General features: G+C 71.1%; 12 protein-coding genes. 4 read left to right on the plus strand and 8 right to left on the minus strand.

The genetic code is table 11. The annotated features are described in order from the left end of the window. Window positions 1-107 precede the first annotated feature (107 nt). Together Q0309_RS09575 and Q0309_RS09580 are read right to left on the minus strand one after the other, a co-directional pair. A complete protein-coding gene (locus Q0309_RS09575) occupies window positions 108-3,590 on the minus strand; it encodes an AAA family ATPase (protein WP_299439961.1) in 3,483 nt (1,160 codons plus the stop codon). Window positions 3,591-3,611: 21 nt separating this feature from the next. Next, window positions 3,612-4,301, minus strand: coding sequence for a thioredoxin domain-containing protein (locus Q0309_RS09580; RefSeq protein ID WP_299439963.1), 690 nt, complete (start codon window positions 4,299-4,301; stop codon window positions 3,612-3,614). 589 nt (window positions 4,302-4,890) lie between these two features. On the opposite strand from Q0309_RS09580, the gene rfbA reads away from it, so the two are divergent. The 3 genes from rfbA to Q0309_RS09595 all read left to right on the plus strand — a co-directional run bounded on the left by rfbA (window position 4,891) and on the right by Q0309_RS09595 (window position 9,720). Beyond that, the gene (gene rfbA / locus Q0309_RS09585) at window positions 4,891-5,763 is read left to right on the plus strand and encodes a glucose-1-phosphate thymidylyltransferase RfbA (protein WP_299439966.1); all 873 of its coding nucleotides are present in this window, start codon (window positions 4,891-4,893) and stop codon (window positions 5,761-5,763) included. Between the two features lie 50 nt (window positions 5,764-5,813). Next, window positions 5,814-7,574 (plus strand): type I secretion system permease/ATPase, encoded by a 1,761-nt coding sequence (locus Q0309_RS09590; RefSeq protein ID WP_299439968.1) that lies wholly within the window; start codon window positions 5,814-5,816, stop codon window positions 7,572-7,574. Window positions 7,575-7,821: 247 nt separating this feature from the next. Beyond that, window positions 7,822-9,720, plus strand: a complete 1,899-nt coding sequence (locus tag Q0309_RS09595; RefSeq protein WP_299439970.1) for a hypothetical protein — start codon at window positions 7,822-7,824, stop codon at window positions 9,718-9,720. Here Q0309_RS09595 and Q0309_RS09600 read toward each other — a convergent pair. After that, complete coding sequence (locus Q0309_RS09600) at window positions 9,717-10,793, minus strand: glycosyltransferase family 2 protein (protein ID WP_299439972.1); 1,077 nt, start codon at window positions 10,791-10,793, stop codon at window positions 9,717-9,719. The genes Q0309_RS09595 and Q0309_RS09600 overlap by 4 nt on opposite strands. 143 nt (window positions 10,794-10,936) lie before the next feature. Here Q0309_RS09600 and Q0309_RS09605 point away from each other — a divergent pair, with 143 nt between their 5' ends. Next, a complete protein-coding gene (locus Q0309_RS09605) occupies window positions 10,937-11,887 on the plus strand; it encodes a glycosyltransferase (RefSeq protein WP_299439974.1) in 951 nt (316 codons plus the stop codon). 126 nt (window positions 11,888-12,013) lie between these two features. Here Q0309_RS09605 and pgmG read toward each other — a convergent pair whose 3' ends face one another. The 5 genes from pgmG to Q0309_RS09630 form a co-directional block, all read right to left on the minus strand. Further along, the gene (gene pgmG, locus Q0309_RS09610; protein ID WP_299439976.1) at window positions 12,014-13,435 is read right to left on the minus strand and encodes a phosphoglucomutase/phosphomannomutase PgmG; all 1,422 of its coding nucleotides are present in this window, start codon (window positions 13,433-13,435) and stop codon (window positions 12,014-12,016) included. Between the two features lie 45 nt (window positions 13,436-13,480). Next, entirely contained in the window at window positions 13,481-15,121 is a 1,641-nt protein-coding gene (locus tag Q0309_RS09615; protein WP_299439978.1) for an alpha-D-glucose phosphate-specific phosphoglucomutase, read from the minus strand. 34 nt (window positions 15,122-15,155) lie between these two features. Further along, window positions 15,156-16,481: a UDP-glucose/GDP-mannose dehydrogenase family protein gene (locus tag Q0309_RS09620; protein WP_299439980.1), complete on the minus strand. Its 1,326-nt coding sequence runs from the start codon at window positions 16,479-16,481 to the stop codon at window positions 15,156-15,158. A 148-nt stretch (window positions 16,482-16,629) separates the two neighbouring features. Further along, complete coding sequence (dacB, locus tag Q0309_RS09625) at window positions 16,630-18,375, minus strand: D-alanyl-D-alanine carboxypeptidase/D-alanyl-D-alanine-endopeptidase (RefSeq protein ID WP_299439982.1); 1,746 nt, start codon at window positions 18,373-18,375, stop codon at window positions 16,630-16,632. 131 nt (window positions 18,376-18,506) lie between these two features. Further along, the gene (locus Q0309_RS09630; protein ID WP_299439984.1) at window positions 18,507-18,908 is read right to left on the minus strand and encodes a MarR family transcriptional regulator; all 402 of its coding nucleotides are present in this window, start codon (window positions 18,906-18,908) and stop codon (window positions 18,507-18,509) included. Window position 18,909 lies beyond the last annotated feature (1 nt).

An 18,909-nucleotide genomic window follows, 5' to 3' on the forward strand; every position in this document is an offset into this window, starting at 1 on the left:
CTTCACGGCATGTGATGCTGTGCCAACGGATGGAAGGGCCGCCGCGCGCGGCCCTTCCTTTTCGCCTGTCCGGGTGTCCGGGCCCGGGGCGCGCCCGGCCTCGGTCCTCACACATCCGCGTCCCGCAACCGCTCGGCCTCGCGCAGGTCGACCGACAGCAAGGTCGACACGCCGCGTTCCATCATCGTCACGCCGAACAGGCGGTCCATGCGGGCCATGGTCATGCGGTGGTGGGTGACCAGCAAGAAGCGCGTGGCGGTGGTCGTGCCCAAGTCCTCCAGCAGGCGGCACAGGCGGTCCACGTTGGCGTCGTCGAGCGGCGCGTCCACCTCGTCCAACACGCAGATGGGCGCCGGGTTGGTCAGGAACACGGCGAACAGCAGGGCCACGGCGGTCAAGGCCTGCTCGCCGCCCGACAGCAGGGAGAGGATCTGGAGTTTCTTGCCGGGCGGGCTGGCCATGATCTCCAGACCGGCCTCCAGCGGGTCGTTGCTGTCGATCATCTCCAGGTGCGCCTGACCGCCGCCGAACAGGCGCGCGAACAGGTCGCGGAAGTGACCGTTGACGGTGGTGAACGAGTCCACCAGCCGCTGCCGTCCTTCCCGGTTGATCTCGGATATGCCCTGACGCAGGCGAGATATGGCCCCGGTCAGGTCCTCGCGCTCGTGCCGCAGGGCGGCGACCTTTTCGTCCAGCTCGGCCAGTTCCGCCTCGGCGCGCAGGTTGACCGGCCCCATGCCGTCGCGCTGGCGCGCCAGCTTGGCGAGTTGCGCCTCGGCCTCGTCGAGCGGCGGCAGGGCCTCGTCCGCCGGCAATCCCGCCGCCTCGGGCAGGCCGTCCGGCGGCACGTCCAGGCGTTCGGCGATGGCCCCGGCCACCTCGCGGCAGGCGGATTGGCCGTGCTCGACCGCCGCGTCGCGCCGCACCCGCTCCTCGCGGGCGGTGGCCAGGGCGCGGTCGGCCTCGGCGCGACTCTTGGACGCCTCGCGCGCCCGGGTTTCGGCCTCGGCCAGGGCGTCGGCGTCGGCCTTGCGGCGCGCCTCGGCGGCGTCGAGGGCTTCCCGCAGGGTGGCGCGCTCGGTCGCCAGCCGCTCGGGCGCCGCGTCCAGGTCGGTCAGGGCGGCGGCCAGGGACTCGCGCCGCTGCGCCAGGTCGATCAGCTGGGTTCGGCCCTGGGTCAGCCGTTTGGACCACGAGTCCTGGTCGGCGATCACGGCCTTCAGGCGGCGGTCGCGGTCGCCGATCTCGCGCAGCAGGCGGTCATGGTCGGCGCGCGCCTCGACAAGCGCCGTACGCTTTTCGGCCAGGGTCTCGCGCAGGCGTTCCAGGTCCGACCGTGCCTCGGCGCCGTCGCCCAGGCCGGCGCGCTCGGCCCGGGCGGCCTCGGCGGCCTCGGCCGCTTCCGCCCCATCGGCCTCGACCTGGGCCAGGGTGGCGCGCAGCGAGGCCAGGGCGGCGTCGGCCTCGGCGGCCTTGCGGCGCAGCGCTTCCTGCTCGCTCCGCGCGGTGGCCAGCGCCCGGTCGGCGGCCTTGACCCCGTCGCGGGCGGCGCGTTCGGCCTCCTCGGCGCGGGTCAGGGCATCGCGCGCCGCCTGCACCTGCGATTCGGCGTCGGACACGCGGGCCTCGGCCGCCGCCAGGGTCTCGGCCAGCTCGGCCAGTCGGTTGCGGGTGCGCAGCCGCGCCGCCGCCCGGTCCCCGGCCTCCCGGCCCGCCCCGGCGCGCACCGTCAGTCCATCCCAGCGCCACAGGTCGCCCTCGGCGCTGACCAGCCGCTGGCCCGGGCGCAGGTCATGGCGCAGCGCGTCGCCGGTGTCGCGGTCGCGCACCACGCCCACCTGCGCCAGCCGTCGCGCCAGCGCGGCCGGCGCGTCGACATGATCCGCCAGCGCCGCGACCCCGGGCGGCAGCGGCGGCGGGTCGGCCCACGGCGGCAGGTCGAGCCAATGCGCCGGCGCCGCCGTGTCGAGCGAGGCCGCGAGGTCGTCGCCCAGCGCCGCCCCCAGGGCGGTCTCGAACCCCGGCGCCACGGACAGCGCCTCCAGCACCGGCGGGCCACCCTTGCCGGCGGGCGCCTCGCGCGCCAACAGCCCCTCCAGCGCCTGCACCTCGGCGCGCACGCTGGCCCGCTCCGCCGCCACGCCCTGCACCGCCTCGCGCGCGGCATCAAAGGCCGCGCGGGCCTCGCCGCGCGCCGCCTCGGCCCGGTCGCGAGCAGCGACGGCGTCCGCGTGCCCCTGTTCGGCGGTGGCCAGGGCCGCCGCGGCGGCCTCCAGCGCCGCCGGGTCGAGCGCCCGCGCCCGCGCCGCCTCCAGGTCCCGTGACAGGTCGTCCTTGCGCCGCGCCAGCCGCTCGGCGCGCTGGACTGCGTCCGCGATGCGGCGATCGAGCGCGTTCCGGCGCGCGTCCTCCTCCGCCAGCGCCTGGGTGGCGCGCGTGGCCTGCCCGTCCAGGTCATTGACCTCGGCGTTGACCGCCTGAAGCCGCTGCTGGCTGGCGGCCCGCGTCTCGGATTCGCCGGCGGCGGCCGCCTCCAGAGCCTGTTTCTCCTCGGCCAGCCGGGCCAAGGCGGCCTCGGCGTCGGTGACCCGGGCCTGCTCGCGAACGGTGTCGCGGTCGGTCTGCTCCAGGCGCGAGCGGTGGTCGGCGCGGGCGGCCGCCACGCGGGCGTCCTCGGCGTCCAGGCGGTCGCGCTCCACGCCCAGGCGCTGCACCGCCGCCGCCGCCTCGGCGGCGCGGTCGCGCAGCGGGGCCAGGGCCTCGGTGGCGGCGTCATGGGCTTGGGCGGCGGCGACGGCGCGGGCGGTCAGGTCCCCGACCGTCCGCTCGCTTTCGCGCGCCGCCGTGCGGGCGGCGTCGAGCCCCCGGATCGCCGCCAGCCAGCGTTGCCGCAGCAGCACCGCCTCGGCGTGGCGGATGGCCTCCGACAGTTCGCGGTACTGGGCCGCCTGGCGCGCCTGCTTGCGGAGATTGCGGGCCTGGCCGTCCAGCGCCGACAGCACGTCGTCCAGTCGTTCCAGGTTGGCCTCGGCGCCCTTCAAACGGGTTTCGGCCTCGTGCCGGCGGGCGTGCAGGCCGGAGATGCCGGCGGCCTCCTCCAGCAGGGCGCGACGCTGCGCCGGCCGGGCGGCGATGATCGCCCCCACGCGGCCCTGCGACACCATCGCCGTCGAGCGCGCCCCGGTGGCGGCGTCGGCGAACAGAAGCTGGACGTCGCGGGCGCGCGCCTCCTTGCCGTTGACGCGGTAGACCGAGCCGCAGCCCCGCTCGATGCGGCGGGTGACCTCCAGGTCCTGGAACTGGCGGAAGGCGGCGGCCGAGCCGTCGCTGTTGTCCAGGTCGAGGGTCACTTCGGCGATGTTGCGGGCCGGGCGCTGGCCGCTGCCGCCGAAGATGACGTCGTCCATCTCGCCGCCGCGCATCTGCTTGGCGGAGGTCTCGCCCATCACCCAGCGCAGCGCCTCGACCAGGTTCGACTTGCCGCAGCCGTTGGGGCCGACCACGCCGGTCAGGCCCGGTTCAATGACCAGTTCGGCGGGGTCGACGAACGACTTGAAGCCGGTCAGGCGCAGGCGGGTGAACTGGACCATGGCGAGGTGTGAGGCGCCGAGCTACTCGCCGGCCTCGCCCAACGCCGCCTCGATGGCCGCCGACATCTCGTCGATGCCGTAGCCGCCCTCGTGCTTCTGGCCGTTGATGACAAAGGTCGGCGTGCCCTTGATGTCGTAGCGCTCGTCGGCGAGAGAACGTCCGTCGATGATGGCTTGGTACAGCGGCTCGTTGTTGAGGCAGGCGTCGATGTCCTCCTGCGTCATGCCGCCCAGACGGGCGATGCCGCTGATGGATTCGGCGGGGGTGCGCGTCATCCAGGCGCTTTGATCGGTGTAGAAGATCTCCGACAGTTTCTTGCCGGCGTCACGCGGGGCGCAGTGCGTGATCAACGACACCGCCCCGGCGACGTTGTCCAGGGGGAAGTCAATCAGGGTCAGGCGCGCCTTGCCCGTGTCGAGGTAACGCTCCTTGAGGGCCGGAAACGTGTCTGCGTGGAAATTCCCGCAATGACTGCAGGTGTAGGACGAGAATTCGAGAATCTCGACCGGCGCGTCGGGCTCACCCCAGGTGAACGGCTCGTATGGCACGGCCTGGGCGATGGCCGAGGAGTCGGACGTTGCGCCGTTGTCCGTCGGATCGCCGAAGCCGGGGACGACGGTGGCGAGCAGCACGCCCCCCGCCGCCAGCGCCACGACGGCGATCCCGGACAGCGTGAGAACCATGCGACGGCGGGACGAGGGCTTGGACATGGGGGGAAACTCCATCCTGGGGCAGGCAACGGGCGGCGGCACGGTCTTTCGAGTCAAGACGATCCTGCCGTCCTGTATAGGGGGGCGGGGCCGCCGGACACAAGCCGGGCGGTGTCGCCGTCCGTACGGTGTGCAGGGCAATCGGGTGAACGCGGACTCCCATCGCCGAGATAGAACACCAGGGCCAGAGGCCCGCGCAAAACCCGTCATTGCGAGCCGGCGTCTTTGGACGGCGGCGAAGCAATCCAGGGCTCGTTCATGATGCGTTCGCTCTGGATTGCCCCTTGTGGGGCGGGGTTCAGTGGGGCGCGGGTTCGAGCCCCGCCCCACAAGGACCTGGATTGCTTCGTCACTTCGTTCCTCGCAATGACGAACTGCGTGTTCTATTCAAGAATAAACTGCTCATGCGGGCAATGGCTCACACAGGCGTCGTTCACCCGATTGCCCTGGGGCGGTATGCCCCCGGGGCTTGCGTTCCTCGGATGGATCGGAAACAGTGCGGCGCCTGCGCGCTCTGCCCTGGTGGGGTGAGTGCTCGTCCCCCGATCCAAGCTTGGGCCATGGCCCAGCGCCCCCCAACGAGGTCGCCATGAAAGGCATCATCCTGGCCGGCGGATCCGGCACCCGCCTGTATCCGATCACCCGGGCGGTCTCCAAGCAGTTGCTGCCGGTCTACGACAAGCCGATGATCCACTATCCGCTCAGCGTGCTGATGCTGGCGGGGATTCGCGAGATTCTGATCATCACGACGCCGGCCGACGCGGCCAGCTTCAAGGCGCTGCTGGGCGACGGGACGGACTGGGGCCTGTCCATTTCCTACGCCGAGCAGCCGCGTCCGGAGGGCCTCGCGCAGGCCTTCCACATCGGCCGCGCCTTCGTCGACGGCGGGCCGTGCGCGTTGATCCTTGGGGACAACATCTTCTACGGCCAGGGCCTGACCGAGAAACTGCGCACGGCCGTTGAACGGGGCGAGGGCGCCACCGTGTTCGCCTATCATGTGCCGGATCCCGAGCGCTACGGCGTCGTCGACTTCGATTCGGACGGGCGCGCGACCTCCATTGAGGAAAAACCGAAACACCCCAGGTCACACTGGGCCGTGACGGGGCTGTATATCTACGACGCCGACATCACGGACGTCGCCGCTGCTGTGCGGCCCAGCGCCCGGGGCGAACTGGAAATCACGGACGTCAACCGGACCTACCTCGACAAGGGCAGCCTGCATGTGGAACGCCTGGGACGCGGGTTTGCCTGGTTCGACACCGGCACCCATGAAAGCCTGCTCGACGCCGGCAACTATGTGCGCACCGTCGACAAGCGCCAGGGGCTGAAGATCGCCTGTCCGGAAGAGGTCGCCTTCCGCATGGGCTATATCGACGCCGCGCAGCTTGCCAGGCTGGGCCGGGCGATGGAGAAGAACGACTATGGGCGCTATCTTCTCCACTTGGCCGACGGTGGTGCATAGGCGGCGCCGGGCGGCTCCGGTCGTCGTGATCAGGAACGTGGGGATGGATCGTGGCTGAGGGCAGCAGGACCGGCCGGGCCGGATCGAAAGGCGAGTCGCGCGTCGGTGACTACAACGCCGCCGTCGCGCAGCTCCGCACCCAGGTCGTGATCGCCGTGGCCTTCGGGTTGTTTGTGACACTGCTTCTAACGGTCACGCCGCTGTATGTGTTCCAGATCATCGACCGCGTCCTGACCAGTCGCTCGGTGCCGACGCTGGTGATGCTGGGCCTGCTGGCCGGCGGTGCGATGGTGGTGCTGTGGCTGCTCGACTGGATCCGGCACTTGATCCTGATCCGCGCCGGCACCGCGCTTGACCGACGGCTGGGGACGCCAGTGGTCGAGGTGCTGTTCGACACCGCCGCCCGCGCGCCCCGGCCGGGCATGGACAAGGTCCTGGATGACCTGACCACCTGGCGCCGGTTCCTGGGCGGATGGGCGATGGTGCGGTTGTGCGATCTGCCCTGGGTGCCGGTGTTGCTGCTGCTGATCCTGGTGGTCCATGCCGGTCTCGGCCTGCTGGCCATCGGCATCGCCCTCGTCCTGGGGCTGCTGGCGTGGCTGCCCAAGGTGATGACCCGGCGGCGCGGGCCGTTGTCCCAGACCCAGGCCATCCGCACCGGCACACACCTCGCGGAACGCCTCGGCCATGCGCCGACGCTGGTGGCCATGGGCATGACCCCGGCCGTGTTCCAGGCGTGGCGTCAGCAGCGGGACGCCGTGATCAATCATGAAACCTCGCTGGCGCACACCCTGGCGTCCCTGGCGGGGCTCACCGGGCTGATGCACGCCCTTGGCGTGGTGCTGATGCTGGGGGTCGGGGCGTGGCTGGTGGTGCGCAATGATGTGACGGACGCCGCCCTGATCGCTGTGGTCTTGCTGTCGGACCGCGCGTTCGGGGCGGTGTCGGCGATCGGCCGCCACTGGTTTGACCTGATCGCCGTGGACGGCGCGCGTCGACGCCTGCGCACGGTTTTCGAGCAAGCCGCGCCGGCGCGTGAGCGGATGCCGCTGCCGGCGCCGCGCGGCGCCGTGGCCCTGCAGCAGGCCTCGGTGGCGCCGCCCGGCCACCGGCTGCCGGTCCTGAAGGGCTTGTCGCTGGCGCTGGACCCGGGCGGTTCGCTTGGGGTGATCGGCCCGTCCGGTGCCGGCAAGACCGTGCTGGCGCGAACCCTTGTCGGCCTGTGGGCGCCGCTCCAGGGCACTGTGCGGCTGGACGGCAACGACCTGCGCAACTGGAACCCCGACCAGCTGGGCGAGCACATCGGCTATCTTTCGCAAGAGGTCGATCTGGTCGACGGCACCGTGGCCGAGAACATCGCCCGCCTTGGACCCGTCGACGCCGATGCGGTGATTGCCGCCGCGCGCCGGGCCGGCGTGCACCAGACCATCCTGCGCCTTCCAGAGGGCTATGACACGCCGGTCGGTGCCGATGGGCGCGCCCTGCCGGCGGGCCTGCGGCAGCGGATCGGCCTGGCGCGGGCGCTGTTCCGCGACCCGGCGCTGGTGGTCCTGGACGAGCCGAATGCCTTCCAGGATTCCGAGGGCGAGCAGGCCCTGCTCAATGCCGTGACCGAAACGCGGGAGGCGGGGCGGGCGGTGGTGCTCGTCACCCAGAAGCCGGCCCTTCTGTCGGTCGTCGAAACGGTGCTGGTGCTGCGCGACGGGCAGGTCGAGATGATGGGACCGCGCAAGGATGTGATGAACCGCTTCGCGCGGGCGGCGTCGACGCCGCTGCCGCCCTCTGGAAGCGGACCGTCGCAGGGGGCATAACGGGCCGCCGTGCCGGGGCGAGCCGCGCGTCCGGGCTTCTGCCCGCAACACTCTTGCACGGCCGAACCGTTCAGTTTACTGTGCCTGACCATGTTTTCTTATGGTTTTCCTTGCGGCATTGACCATTGACCCTTTGCAGCGCGATTTACATTGTATTTTAGCTAATTTCGGGTGCCGCGCCGGCTGTTGGAACGCACGTGAGACGCACGTGGGGCGCGCGTGGCACCCTCGGGAGGAGAGGGACACCATGGCCGCGTCACTGGTTTCGATCCCCGAATACGTGCGCGAACGCGCGGCGGGCAGGATCTCCGGGCAATGGACGAACCAGGAACGCGCGGAACTGACCCGCGTGGTCAATCTGTTGGGCCAGGCCGGTTTGCCGGTCGAGACCGACTCGGGCCTGACCGACGAGGGCGATCCGTGGATGGTCTTCGTCCGTCCCGACACCGGGGACGTGATTGCCCATTTTGCTCGCATCGACGGCCGTTTCGTCGCCGCCGGGACCAACGCGGGCGTTGTGGTCGAGGGCGACAGCTTCCGGGATGTCGTGGACAAGATCCTGGCGCGCCAGCCTCTGTTGATGTCGGGGACGGGCCCGATGACCTCCTTCGGCGGGCGCCATGCCGGATCGGCCGAGCGGGTGACCGGCACCGGCGACCGGGCCGCCCCTCGCGCCACGGACAGCGGCGACAACGTCACCACCCTGTTCACGCATCCGAGCGTGGTCCTGGCCGCGTTCGTGGCCACCGCCCTGATGCAGGCGCGCAAGGCCGGCGAGACGGCCGGCCCGTCGCCGTCGGCGGCTGGCGCCGGCAAGGCGCCTCTGGACGGCCGCACCTCGCCGGTGGGCAGCGCGGCCCCGGGCAGCCGTGGCCAACTGCAGGACAGCCTGACGGCGCTCAGCACCGGTGACGGGGCGGGAACCAGCACGTCGTCGGGGCAGACCGGCTTCATGCTGCACAGTGCCGGCATGGCCTCGGCCATGGCGATGGTGGTGGCGGCCATGACTCCGGCAAGCGGCAACCTTGACGGTTCGAGTACCAGCGTCCTGGGCACGCTGGCCCGCGTCGGCCGCACGGAGGATGGAACGGCCGACGGCTCGGGCAACGTGGACGCCGCCCGGACCGCCGACGCGTCCGTTGATCCGGCCCGCGATGGCGGTCATCCCGCCAGTGCCCAGCAGCCCGCCGACGGCCTGGATCAGCCGAACCGGGGCGGCGAAGGCGATGCGGGGCCAGTGATCCTTGCCGGTTCGGTTGGCGGGGTGCCCGGGGCGTCGTCCCACGACGGCGCCGTGGCCCTGGCCGCGACCGAGGTGGTGGTCGACGCTGACCTGTTTTTTGCCGACCTTCTGGGGGCGGCCAGTGACTTGGCCCCCGCCGCCCAGCCGGGGTCCGCGCGCGCGCCGACGGACGGCACCACCAGTGCCACAGAAAGCAACAGCGCGGCCCTCGCCGGGGGCCAGACCGCCAGTGACGGCACCGGAAGCCCCGCGTCCGACACCGCCCCGAAGGCGAGGGCCGCCGCCGACAGTGACGGCGACAGCGGGACCGGCTCCGCCGGGGACCCTACGGCAAGCGATGCGGCCGGGCACACCGATGCCGCCTCCAAGACCGAGGTGCGCGAGGCGAGCGGCGAATTCGGCTCGCAAAGCGGTGACCTGGTATTCGGCAGCATCATCTGGGTTGGGACCGTGACCCCGGGCGGCAACGATTTCGTCGACGTCTCGGAGATGGAGGACGACACTTACACATCGGGGACGGTCAACGATGACACCCTGCTGGCCGACACTGCGGACAAGGCCGATGAGGACTCCTCTCTCGAGGTCGAGCCCAGCCTGCCCGTAGTGATCTACAGCCGGCTGGCGGAGCCCACGCATGAGCCCGACGCCGACAAGGCCACAGATGGAAAGCCCGGCACGGACGATGCACCCGTGTCCCCGGGGCAAGAGATCGTCTTTTCCGGCGGCTTGATGGAGGTCGAGTCGTTCAACCCGATCCGCGACACGCTCGCTGTCACGGGAGAACCAGCGGAACTCGGGTTCTATCAGGTCATCTATACCTACGATGGTATTGAGTTCCGGTTCGATACCGAAAACGTCATCTCGTTGCTCGGCGTGGCGCCGGAAGACCTCGGGTACGGTTAACCGTCCGCGCGTTCGTGGGCCTTGCCGCGTTGCGGCCCGCCCCTTTCCGTCTCCGGCGGCCATGTCTTCGCGCCGCGCCACAGCAGGCGGACCGGATTCCATGTCACGGCCCGGGCCAGCGTCCAGAGAGACGCGGTCCGTTGCGCCTGAATGGCGCGGCGGTCCGCCCATACGCCGTCCGGGCCGGGCAGGGCGGCCAACCCCTCCCGCAGGCCGCGCCAGGCGGCGCCGAATCCCCCATGCCGCGCGGCGCGGGCCAGCATGAGCCCGTGCGCCAGCGCCTGCAGCGGCAGCAGCGGCCAGAACCACGCCGCCGGTGTCGTCCGCACCACGGTCCACAGGGCGTTGCGCCGGTCGTGCTCGATGCCGAACACACTGTGCCGCGCCGTGGTCCCACTGCCCACGTGGCGCACGCGGGCCGCCGCCACGGTGACACACCGCCCGCCCCGCAGGCGGTGCCGCAGCGCCAAGTCCACGTCTTCCATGTAGCAAAAGTACCGCTCGGCGAACCCACCCAACGCCACGAAATCGGCCCGTGCCCACAGGGCGGCCGCCGCGCACGGCGCCAGCACGCCCCGGTCCTCGGTCGGCGCCGTCTCGATCGGCGCCCGGTGGCCGCCCCGCCACGCCAGCCCGAGCGGGCACCAGCAGTCGCCGACCCCGTCCAGCAGACCCGGCTCGGCCGCGTTGACCTGCACCGAGCCGAAGGCCGTGCCCGGCGGATGGCGCTCGGCAGCCGCCAGCAGGCTCGACAGCCAGTCGGGATCGGGAAAGGCGTCCGGGTTCAGCAGGGCCAGCCATGGCCCGCGCGCGTGCCGGGCGGCGAGGTTGTTGCCGGCGGCGAAGCCCAGGTTTTCCGGCGGTGTCAGCACGGTGATGGGGAACGCGCGGCGGGCGGCTTCCTCGTGTGCCCAGGCGCCGTCGCCGACGCCGTTTTCCACCAGCACCACCTCGAAGTCGCGCCTGTCCTGCGCCGCCAGATGGTCGAGCGCCCGGCGGGCCAGCCGCGCGCTGTAGTACGAGACCATCAGCACGCTCACCAGGGGGGCAGAGGGGGCGGGTGTATCCGTCATTAAAAAGAAGGTCTCGCACGCGCAGGTGGGGTCACTCTGGATTTCTCGCACGCCCGCCCGCCCGCGTCACCTGGAAAGGCGCGGCCCGCCGGCCTATCCTGCCCGAGTTCCCCGCCCCCCTTCCACCGAAGAGTCCCGGCCGCATGACGCCTTCCCCGCCGCCTCTGACCCAACCGTCCCAACCGCGTCACCCGGCCCTGGGACCGATCGGCGCCGTCGTCGTCACCTACAACACCGGTCCCGCTGTGCGGGCACGGCTGGAGCGCGTGGCGGCGCAGGTCGATGCCGTGGTGGTCGTGGACAACGGGTCGGACGACGCGACACAGGCCGCCCTGCGGCAGGCGGCGACGGCCGACCCGGCCCTGCATGTGATCGAGAACCCGGACAACCGGGGGCTGGCGGCGGCCCAGAATCAGGGGCTCGCCGCAGTGCTGGCGGCCGGGTTCGCCTGGGTGCTGTTGATGGACGACGACAGCACGCCGGCCCCGGACATGGTGGCGGTGCTGGCCGGCGTCGAGGCCGACCGCCCGGGCGCGTTCGGCCTGTTGGCGCCGCGCCTGCGTTATCCCGATATCGCGCGGGAGCCGACGTTCGTCTCCGGCCTTGGCTGGCGGGTGCGCAAGCGGCCGGCTCCGACCGCCGGGCTGCTGGAGGATCCCGTCTTCGTCATCGCCTCGGGGTCCCTGGTGCGGGCCGAGGCCGCCCGCGCCGCCGGGCCGATGCGCGAGGACTTCTTCATCGACTACGTGGATGTGGACTTCAGCTTTCGCTTGCGCCGCGCCGGCTGGCGCATCGCCGTGGCGGGTGCTGCGGTGCTCGACCACGCGCTCGGCCGGCAGACGCCGCACCGGCTGCTCGGCCGCACGGTCTGGACCAGCAACCACGCGCCGTTCCGCTACCACGCCATGGCCCGCAACCGGGCGCGGCTGTGGCGCGGTTGGGGTGGCACGCATCCCGGCTGGGCGGCGCAGGACGTGGCGGCGCTGGTCGCCCAGTTCGGCCGCGTGCTGCTGCTGGAGGAGCAGGGCGCGGCCAAGGCCCGGGCCATTCTGCGCGGCCTGTGGACCGGGCTCTTCCGCCTGCCGCCGGCCTGATGCCGGCATGGCGGCATGTACCGAGCCACGATAGGATTCAATCGTCCGTCTCAGGGTCCCTTCGCCGCGCCGGTGCGGTCGCACCGGCCGGCCGACGAATGAAGTCAGTTCATTCGTCGGCCGGTTTTACCCCGCCTTCACGTTCAGGACCTCGGGCGGCACCGGCATTCCCACGCCGGCCAGTGTCTCCGACAGGTCGGCCTTCAAGCGCTCCAGCCCGGCCGGCGTGCCCGCCTCGCAGCGGGCGACCAGCACCGCCTGGGTGTTCGAGGCCCGCAAAAGCCACCACCCGTCGTCGCGCGAAACCCGCACGCCGTCGACGTCGGAGAACGTGGCCCCGCGCTCGGTCAGGGTTTCCTTGACACGGCCCATGACCGCGAACTTCTCGCTGTCGGGGCAGGGAAAGCGCAGCTCGGGCGTGTTGATCGGCTTGGGCATGGCGTCCAGCCGGGTCGCCAGGGTCTCGCCCTCGGGCCAGCCGGCGACCATGCCAAGCAGGCGCACGGCGGCGTACAGGGCATCATCGAACCCATAGTAGCGGTCGGCGAAAAAGATGTGGCCGCTCATCTCGCCGGCCAGCGGCGCGCCGACCTCTGTCATGTACGCCTTGATCAGCGAGTGACCGGTCCGATACATCAGCGGCGTGCCGCCGAGCGCGGCGATATGGTCGAACAGCGCCTGACTGGCCTTGACGTCGGCGATGATGGGCGCGCCCGGGCGTTCCTCCAGCACCGGTTCGGCCAGCAACGCCAGCATCTGGTCGCCCCACAAAATCCGCCCCCGGCCGTCCAGCAGGCCGATCCGGTCGCCGTCGCCATCGAAGGCAACCCCCACGTCGGCGCCCTCGCGCAGCACGGCGGCGCGGAGTTGTTCCAGGGTTTCCGGCTCGGTCGGGTCGGGGTGATGCGCCGGAAAGGTGCCGTCGACGGCGCCGTTCAGGATGATGTGATTCCCAGGCAGACCGTCGATCAACTGCGGCAGGACGGCCCCGGCGGCGCCGTTGCCCGGGTCCCACACCACGGTCAACGCGCGCTCGCCGCCGTCCCAGTCCTGAAGCAGCCTCTCGACGTACGCCTCCGCCACCGGGGTCTCGACCACCCGGCCCTTGCCGCGCCGGAACGCCGCCTCGGCGGCGATGCGGCCCAGCAACGCGATGTCCGTGCCGTAGAACGGGCGCTTGTCCAGCAGCATCTTGAACCCGTTGTGGTCGGGCGGATTGTGCGATCCCGTGACCATGATCCCGGCCGCCGCGCCGGTGTGACGCACGGCGAAATAGAGCATCGGTGTCGGTCCCAGGCCGACGCGCCGCACCTCCAGGCCGGTGGAGGCCAGACCCTCGACCAGGGCCTGTTCCAGTTCGGGAGAACTCAGGCGGCCGTCGCGGCCGACGCAGACCGACGCGCCGCCCCCCTTGCCGACGATGGAGCCGAAGGCGCAGCCGATCACCCGGGCGTCGTCGGCGGACAGGGTTTCGCCCAGGATGCCGCGGATATCGTACTCGCGCAGGATGCTCGGATGCAGCGCGGGACGGGGACCTGGGTCGGACATGGAACGCTCCTCGTGGGACGGCGGCCGGCAGGGGGGGGGGACGGGTCAGGTGATGACGGTCGGGCCGCTGCGGCCGGTGCGGGTCTTGATCTCGGCCAGACGGTCGGCGGTGGTCATGATGTCGGCCACGGCGGCCTGGGTGTCCAGGTCGTGGCGGGCCGGATCGTCCTCCGGCCGTTCCATGTAGACGCGCAGGGTCGCCCCCTCGGTGCCGGTGCCCGACAGGCGGTAGACGATGCGCGCACCATCCTCGAACAGGATGCGCACGCCCTGCTTGCTGGCGGTCGAGCCGTCGACTGGATCGGTATAGGCGAAGTCGTCCGCCAGCATGACCAACCGGCCGCACTGCTTGGTGCCGAACAGGGTCGGCAGGCGCGCCCGGAGATCATTCATCAGGCGCTCGGCGACGGGTTTCGGCAGGCCCTCGTAGTCGTGGCGGGTGTAGTAGATGCGTCCGACCCGCGCCCACATGTCGCGCACCAGGTCCTCGACCGACTGGCCGGTGGCGGCCACCAGGTTGAGCCAGAACAGCACGGCCCACAGGCCGTCCTTCTCCCGCACGTGGTCGGATCCGGTGCCGAAGCTTTCCTCGCCGCACAGGGTGGCCTTGCCGGCGTCGAGCAGCGTGCCGAAGAACTTCCAGCCGGTGGGGGTCTCGAAGCAGGGAACCCCGAGCAGCGCGGCGGCCCGATCGGGCGCGCGGCTGGTGGGCATGGAGCGCGCCACGCCGGCGATGCCCTTGGCGTAGCCGGGTGCCTTGTCCGCGTTCAGGGTCAGCACGGCGAGGCTGTCGCTGGGCGTGACGTAGAAGCGGCGGCCCAGGATCATGTTGCGGTCGCCGTCGCCGTCGCTGGCCGCGCCCATGTCCGGCGCGTCATCGCCCTCGGAGAACAGCCGTTCCACCAGATCATGGGCATGGACCAGATTGGGGTCGGGATGGCCCTCGCCGAAATCGTCCAGCGGCTCGCCGTTGATGACGGTGCCGGCGGGCGCGCCCTGGCGGTTTTCCAGGATCTCCTTGGCGTAGGGACCGGTGACCGCGTGCATGGCGTCGAAGCACATCCGGAAGCCGCCCTTGAACAGGTCGCGGATGGCGTCGAAGTCGAACAGCGTTTCCATCAGCGCCGCGTAGTCGGCCACCGGGTCGATGACCTCGACCACCATGTCGTCGACGGAATGTTCGCCAAGAACCGACAGATCAACCTCGGGCGTGTCGAGGATGCAGAATTCGCTGATCGCCTGGGTGCGAGCGTGGATCGCGTCGGTGATCCGTTCCGGCGCCGGGCCGCCGTTGCCCGGATTGAACTTGATGCCGAAATCGCCGTCCGGGCCGCCCGGATTGTGGCTGGCCGACAGGATGATCCCGCCCCAGGCGCCGCGCGCGCGGATGACGCACGACGCGCCAGGGGTCGACAGCAGGCCGTCTCGCCCCACCAGCACGCGGGCGATGCCGTTGGCGGCGGCCATGCGCAGAATGGTCTGAATGGCGGCCGTGTTGTGAAAACGGCCGTCTCCGCCCAGAACCAGGGTGGCACCCTGCCCGCCGGGCACGGCGTCGAAGATGGCCTGGACGAAGTTCTCCAGATAGCGGGGCTGACGGAACACCGAGACCTTCTTGCGCAGGCCGGAGGTGCCCGGCTTTTGGTCGTCGAACGGTGTCGTCGGTTCCACGCGGATCGCGCTCATGAGTAGCCTCCTCCGGCTGCGCGCGGGTGGTCGATCAGGCGGCGGGCGCCGGCGGGGTCGGGCGGCCAACGCTGGTGTAGCGGAAGCCGGCCGCGATCATGTCGGCCGGGCTGTAGACATTGCGCAGGTCGATCATCACCGGCGCCTTGAGCGCCTCCTTGGCCCGCTCCAGGTTCAGCGCCCGGAACTCGTTCCATTCCGTCAGGATGACGACGGCGTCGGCGTCCGTCATGGCGTCGTAGGCGTCCTGGCAATAGGTGATGGCGGGCAGCAGCTTGCGGGCCTCGTCCATGCCCTCGGGGTCGAAGGCGCGGACGGTGGCGCCGGCCTCGACCAACGCGGGGACGATGTCCAGGCTGGGCGAATCGCGCATGTCGTCGGTGTTCGGCTTGAAGGTCAGGCCCAGGATGGCGATGGTCTTGCCGGACATGTCGCCGTCGCAGGCGGCGATGATGCGTTCGGCCATGGCGCGTTTGCGCTTGGCGTTGATGTCCACCACCGTCTCGACGATGCGCAGCGGGCTGCCGGCCTCCTTGGCGGTGGTCACCAGGGCCAGCGTGTCCTTGGGGAAGCACGAACCGCCGTAGCCCGGCCCGGCGTGCAGGAACTTGCGGCCGATGCGGTTGTCCAGGCCGATGCCGCGCGCCACCGCGTGCACGTCGGCGCCAACCTTCTCGCACAGGTCGGCGATCTCATTGATGAAGGTTATCTTGGTGGCCAGGAAGGTGTTGGCCGCGTACTTGATCATCTCCGAGCTTTCCAGCGTCGTGAAGACGATGGGTGTCTCGATCAGGTACAGCACGCGGTAGAGCTGGCGCATGACCTCCTGCGCGCGTTCGCTCTCGGCGCCGATGACCACCCGGTCGGGGCGCATGAAGTCCTGGATGGCCGATCCCTCGCGCAGGAACTCCGGATTGGACACCACATCGAAGTCGGCGTCGGGACGTTCCTCGCGGATGATGCGCTCGACCTCGCGGCCGGTGCCGACAGGGACGGTGGACTTGGTCACCACCACCGTGTAGCCGGTCATGGCGCGGGCGATCTCGCGCGCGGCGGCGTACACGTACGTCAGGTCGGCATGGCCGTCGCCGCGCCGGCTGGGGGTGCCGACGGCGATGAACACGGCGTCGGACTCCGCCACGGCCGGGGCCAACTCGGTGGCGAAGGACAGCCGCCCGGCGGCGGCGTTGCTGGCCACCAGGGCGTCGAGGCCAGGTTCGTAGATGGGGATCTCGCCGCGATTGAGGCGTTCGATCTTGCTGGCGTCCTTGTCGACGCAGGTGACGGTGACGCCGAATTCCGAGAAACAGGTGCCGGACACCAGGCCGACATAGCCGGTGCCGATCATCGCAATGCGCATGGCGGACGGATCCCCTTGAAAGCGGTCCCGCGGGCGCGGAATACGGCGGCCCGGCGGGGGTGGTTATCCCCGGACGCTGTACATCGAAGCGGCGGCTCAGGCCAGCGTGAAATTCTCACGGGGAGTTGGATCAACAGGCCACGCGCCATCAATGCTCCGAAACCCACTTGAGGATCAGGGCGTGTTCCAGGTCGCGGGCGCGGCGGAGTTGCGCGCGGGCGCGCCGGACCGCCGACGCGGCGTAATGCGCATAGTCCGCGTCGAACGCGCGCCGCGCCGGCAGGTCGGAGATGAACAGCGCGAACACCAGGCGGTGCCCGTCCTTGCCCACGACGAAGCCGGCAAGGCCGCGCCCGTGGTACATGGTGCCGCTTTTGGCGGCCACGCGCGGCGGTCCGGCACCGGCGCGCACCCGGGCGGCGACGACGCTGGCGTCCCGGTCGGGGAACCGGCGCGTGGGCAGCAGGGAGGCGTAGGCGGCGGGTGCCAGCGCCGCCCCCTGATCCTGGGCGAAGCGCAGGATGGAGACGATCTGCTCGGGACTGGCGCGGCTGTCGGGCGACAGGCCGGAATGGTTGGCCATGTAAAAGCCGCTCCAGTCCACCCAGGGCATGGCCTCCGCCAGCCAGTCCGTCATGCGCGCCGCCGACTTGGCCATGGGCAGCGGTCGCCCTTCCAGCGCCTTGGTGGCCGCCAGTCCGACCAGCTCGGCCAGCAAGTTATTACTGTGCTTCAGGCCGGCTGCGGCGATGGCCGAGAGGCGGGGGCTGAAGTGGCTGGCGACGATGGGGCCGCGCGCCGGCTGGCGCGCCGGCTCGGGGTCGGGCAGGACGATCCCGGCCTCGTCCGCCAGGGCGCGGAACACGGCGGCGGTGAAGGGGGCGGGCGCTCGCACGGGCAGCCAGGTTGCACCCGCGTAGGGCGCGTGGGGTGACATGCGCCAGCTTTCGACGACGAGGCCGTCGTCATCGTGGGTCCCGGGCGGGGCGAAGGCATGGCGCAACGACGGACCGGGTCGCGCCCAGCCCGTGGTCGCGGTGTCGCGGGTCAGGCGGACCGGCGCCACCGGCGGCGTGCCGTGCGTCTCGATAAAGCGGACGATCTCGCCGTCCCAGCCCACCCGCACGCGGTTGAAGTCCAACGACAGCGCCGACAGGCCGGGGTTGTAGCTGTGCTCCGGGGGCTGTGAGTCCTCGATCGACGGGGCCGCGATCAGGGCCGAGTCATCGTAGACGAAGGACCCGTCGAGGCGCTCCAGGCCGGCCGCCTTGAGATCCGCCATCAGGGCGCGCAGGTCGTCGGAGTCCAGCACCGGGTCGCCGCCGCCGACCAGGGCGAGGGTGCCGCGCCACACCGGGCCATCGCGCGTGCCGTCGAACCGGACCAGAGTCGGAAACCGATGGTCCGGGCCAAGGATCGCCAGGGCGGCGACGGTGGTGGGAACCTTGAGCACCGACGCCGGCAGAAAGGCGGGGTGGGCGGCGTTGTGGCCGGCGAGGTATTCGCCTGTGTCCAGGTCATACACCAGGTAACCGACCTGCTCGGGCCGGAAGCCGGCGAGGTCGATCAACTCGGCCTCGGACAGGTGGGGGGCTGCCGGTTTCGGCCCCGGGGGCAGCGGCGCCAGCACCGGCGGCCGCATGGCCAGGGCCACGCCCGCGTCGCCGGTCAGAGGCGCGACAGCATCGAGAACGGCCCCAACGGCGGCGGGCTCTGGCTTGGTGGGCGGCGGCGGCGGGGGCGGTGCCCCCGCAGCGTGAGCGCCGGACGGCGTGCCCAGCAGCAGGGCCAGGGCCACGACGGGCGGGAAGCCCAAGGCGCGGACCCATCGCCACCGGCGACGGTCGCAGCCACGGGGTATCTTCCCGTGCTCGCCATCGGAGGCACGCGCCATCGGCCCTCTCCCTGCCGCCATCGTCCATCGTCCCGTGGGACGCCTTGTGATCGCCACAGGCGCGCCCCTTTTCAGCCCGGATCATACGGCATCGGGCCGGCAAACGGAACGAAAGCGTTCAGGAAAAGGGGTCAGGCCACTTCCAGGCTTGGCACCGAGGTCAGGTCGTTGTCCGCCAATGTGGCCGCGTCGACCCCCCGGATCACCAGGTCGGCGTGGGCGGCCAGGAAGTTTTGGCCTTCCGGTGTGCGCTGCACCAGCACGCTCCGCCGGTCGGTTTCGTCCACCTTGCGCGCCAGCAGCCCGTATTCCCCGAGCCGGTCCAGGGCGCGGGTCACGGCTGGTTTCGAGATGTCGAGCACGCGCGCCAGTCCCCGCACGGTGTGCGGCGCCGGTGTCAGATAGACGGTCAGCAGCACCGCCATCTGGCGTGAGGACAGATCCGGTGTGTCGCGGCGCACACTTTCGACCACCGTCAGACGCCAGAGGTTAAGCGCCTGATCAACAGTCAATTTGGTAGTATTCAGACCCATT

This window comes from uncultured Rhodospira sp. (assembly GCF_937138205.1).
GTDB lineage: Bacteria > Pseudomonadota > Alphaproteobacteria > Rhodospirillales > Rhodospirillaceae > Rhodospira.

Coding starts and splice junctions, on each gene's coding strand:
- Q0309_RS09575 (WP_299439961.1), bottom strand. CDS start 3,590: ATGGTCCAGTTCACCCGCCTGCGCCTGACCGGCTTCAAGTCGTTCGTC.
- Q0309_RS09580 (WP_299439963.1), bottom strand. CDS start 4,301: ATGTCCAAGCCCTCGTCCCGCCGTCGCATGGTTCTCACGCTGTCCGGG.
- rfbA (WP_299439966.1), top strand. CDS start 4,891: ATGAAAGGCATCATCCTGGCCGGCGGATCCGGCACCCGCCTGTATCCG.
- Q0309_RS09595 (WP_299439970.1), top strand. CDS start 7,822: ATGGCCGCGTCACTGGTTTCGATCCCCGAATACGTGCGCGAACGCGCG.
- Q0309_RS09600 (WP_299439972.1), bottom strand. CDS start 10,793: ATGACGGATACACCCGCCCCCTCTGCCCCCCTGGTGAGCGTGCTGATG.
- Q0309_RS09605 (WP_299439974.1), top strand. CDS start 10,937: ATGACGCCTTCCCCGCCGCCTCTGACCCAACCGTCCCAACCGCGTCAC.
- pgmG (WP_299439976.1), bottom strand. CDS start 13,435: ATGTCCGACCCAGGTCCCCGTCCCGCGCTGCATCCGAGCATCCTGCGC.
- Q0309_RS09615 (WP_299439978.1), bottom strand. CDS start 15,121: ATGAGCGCGATCCGCGTGGAACCGACGACACCGTTCGACGACCAAAAG.
- Q0309_RS09620 (WP_299439980.1), bottom strand. CDS start 16,481: ATGCGCATTGCGATGATCGGCACCGGCTATGTCGGCCTGGTGTCCGGC.
- dacB (WP_299439982.1), bottom strand. CDS start 18,375: ATGGCGCGTGCCTCCGATGGCGAGCACGGGAAGATACCCCGTGGCTGC.
- Q0309_RS09630 (WP_299439984.1), bottom strand. CDS start 18,908: ATGGGTCTGAATACTACCAAATTGACTGTTGATCAGGCGCTTAACCTC.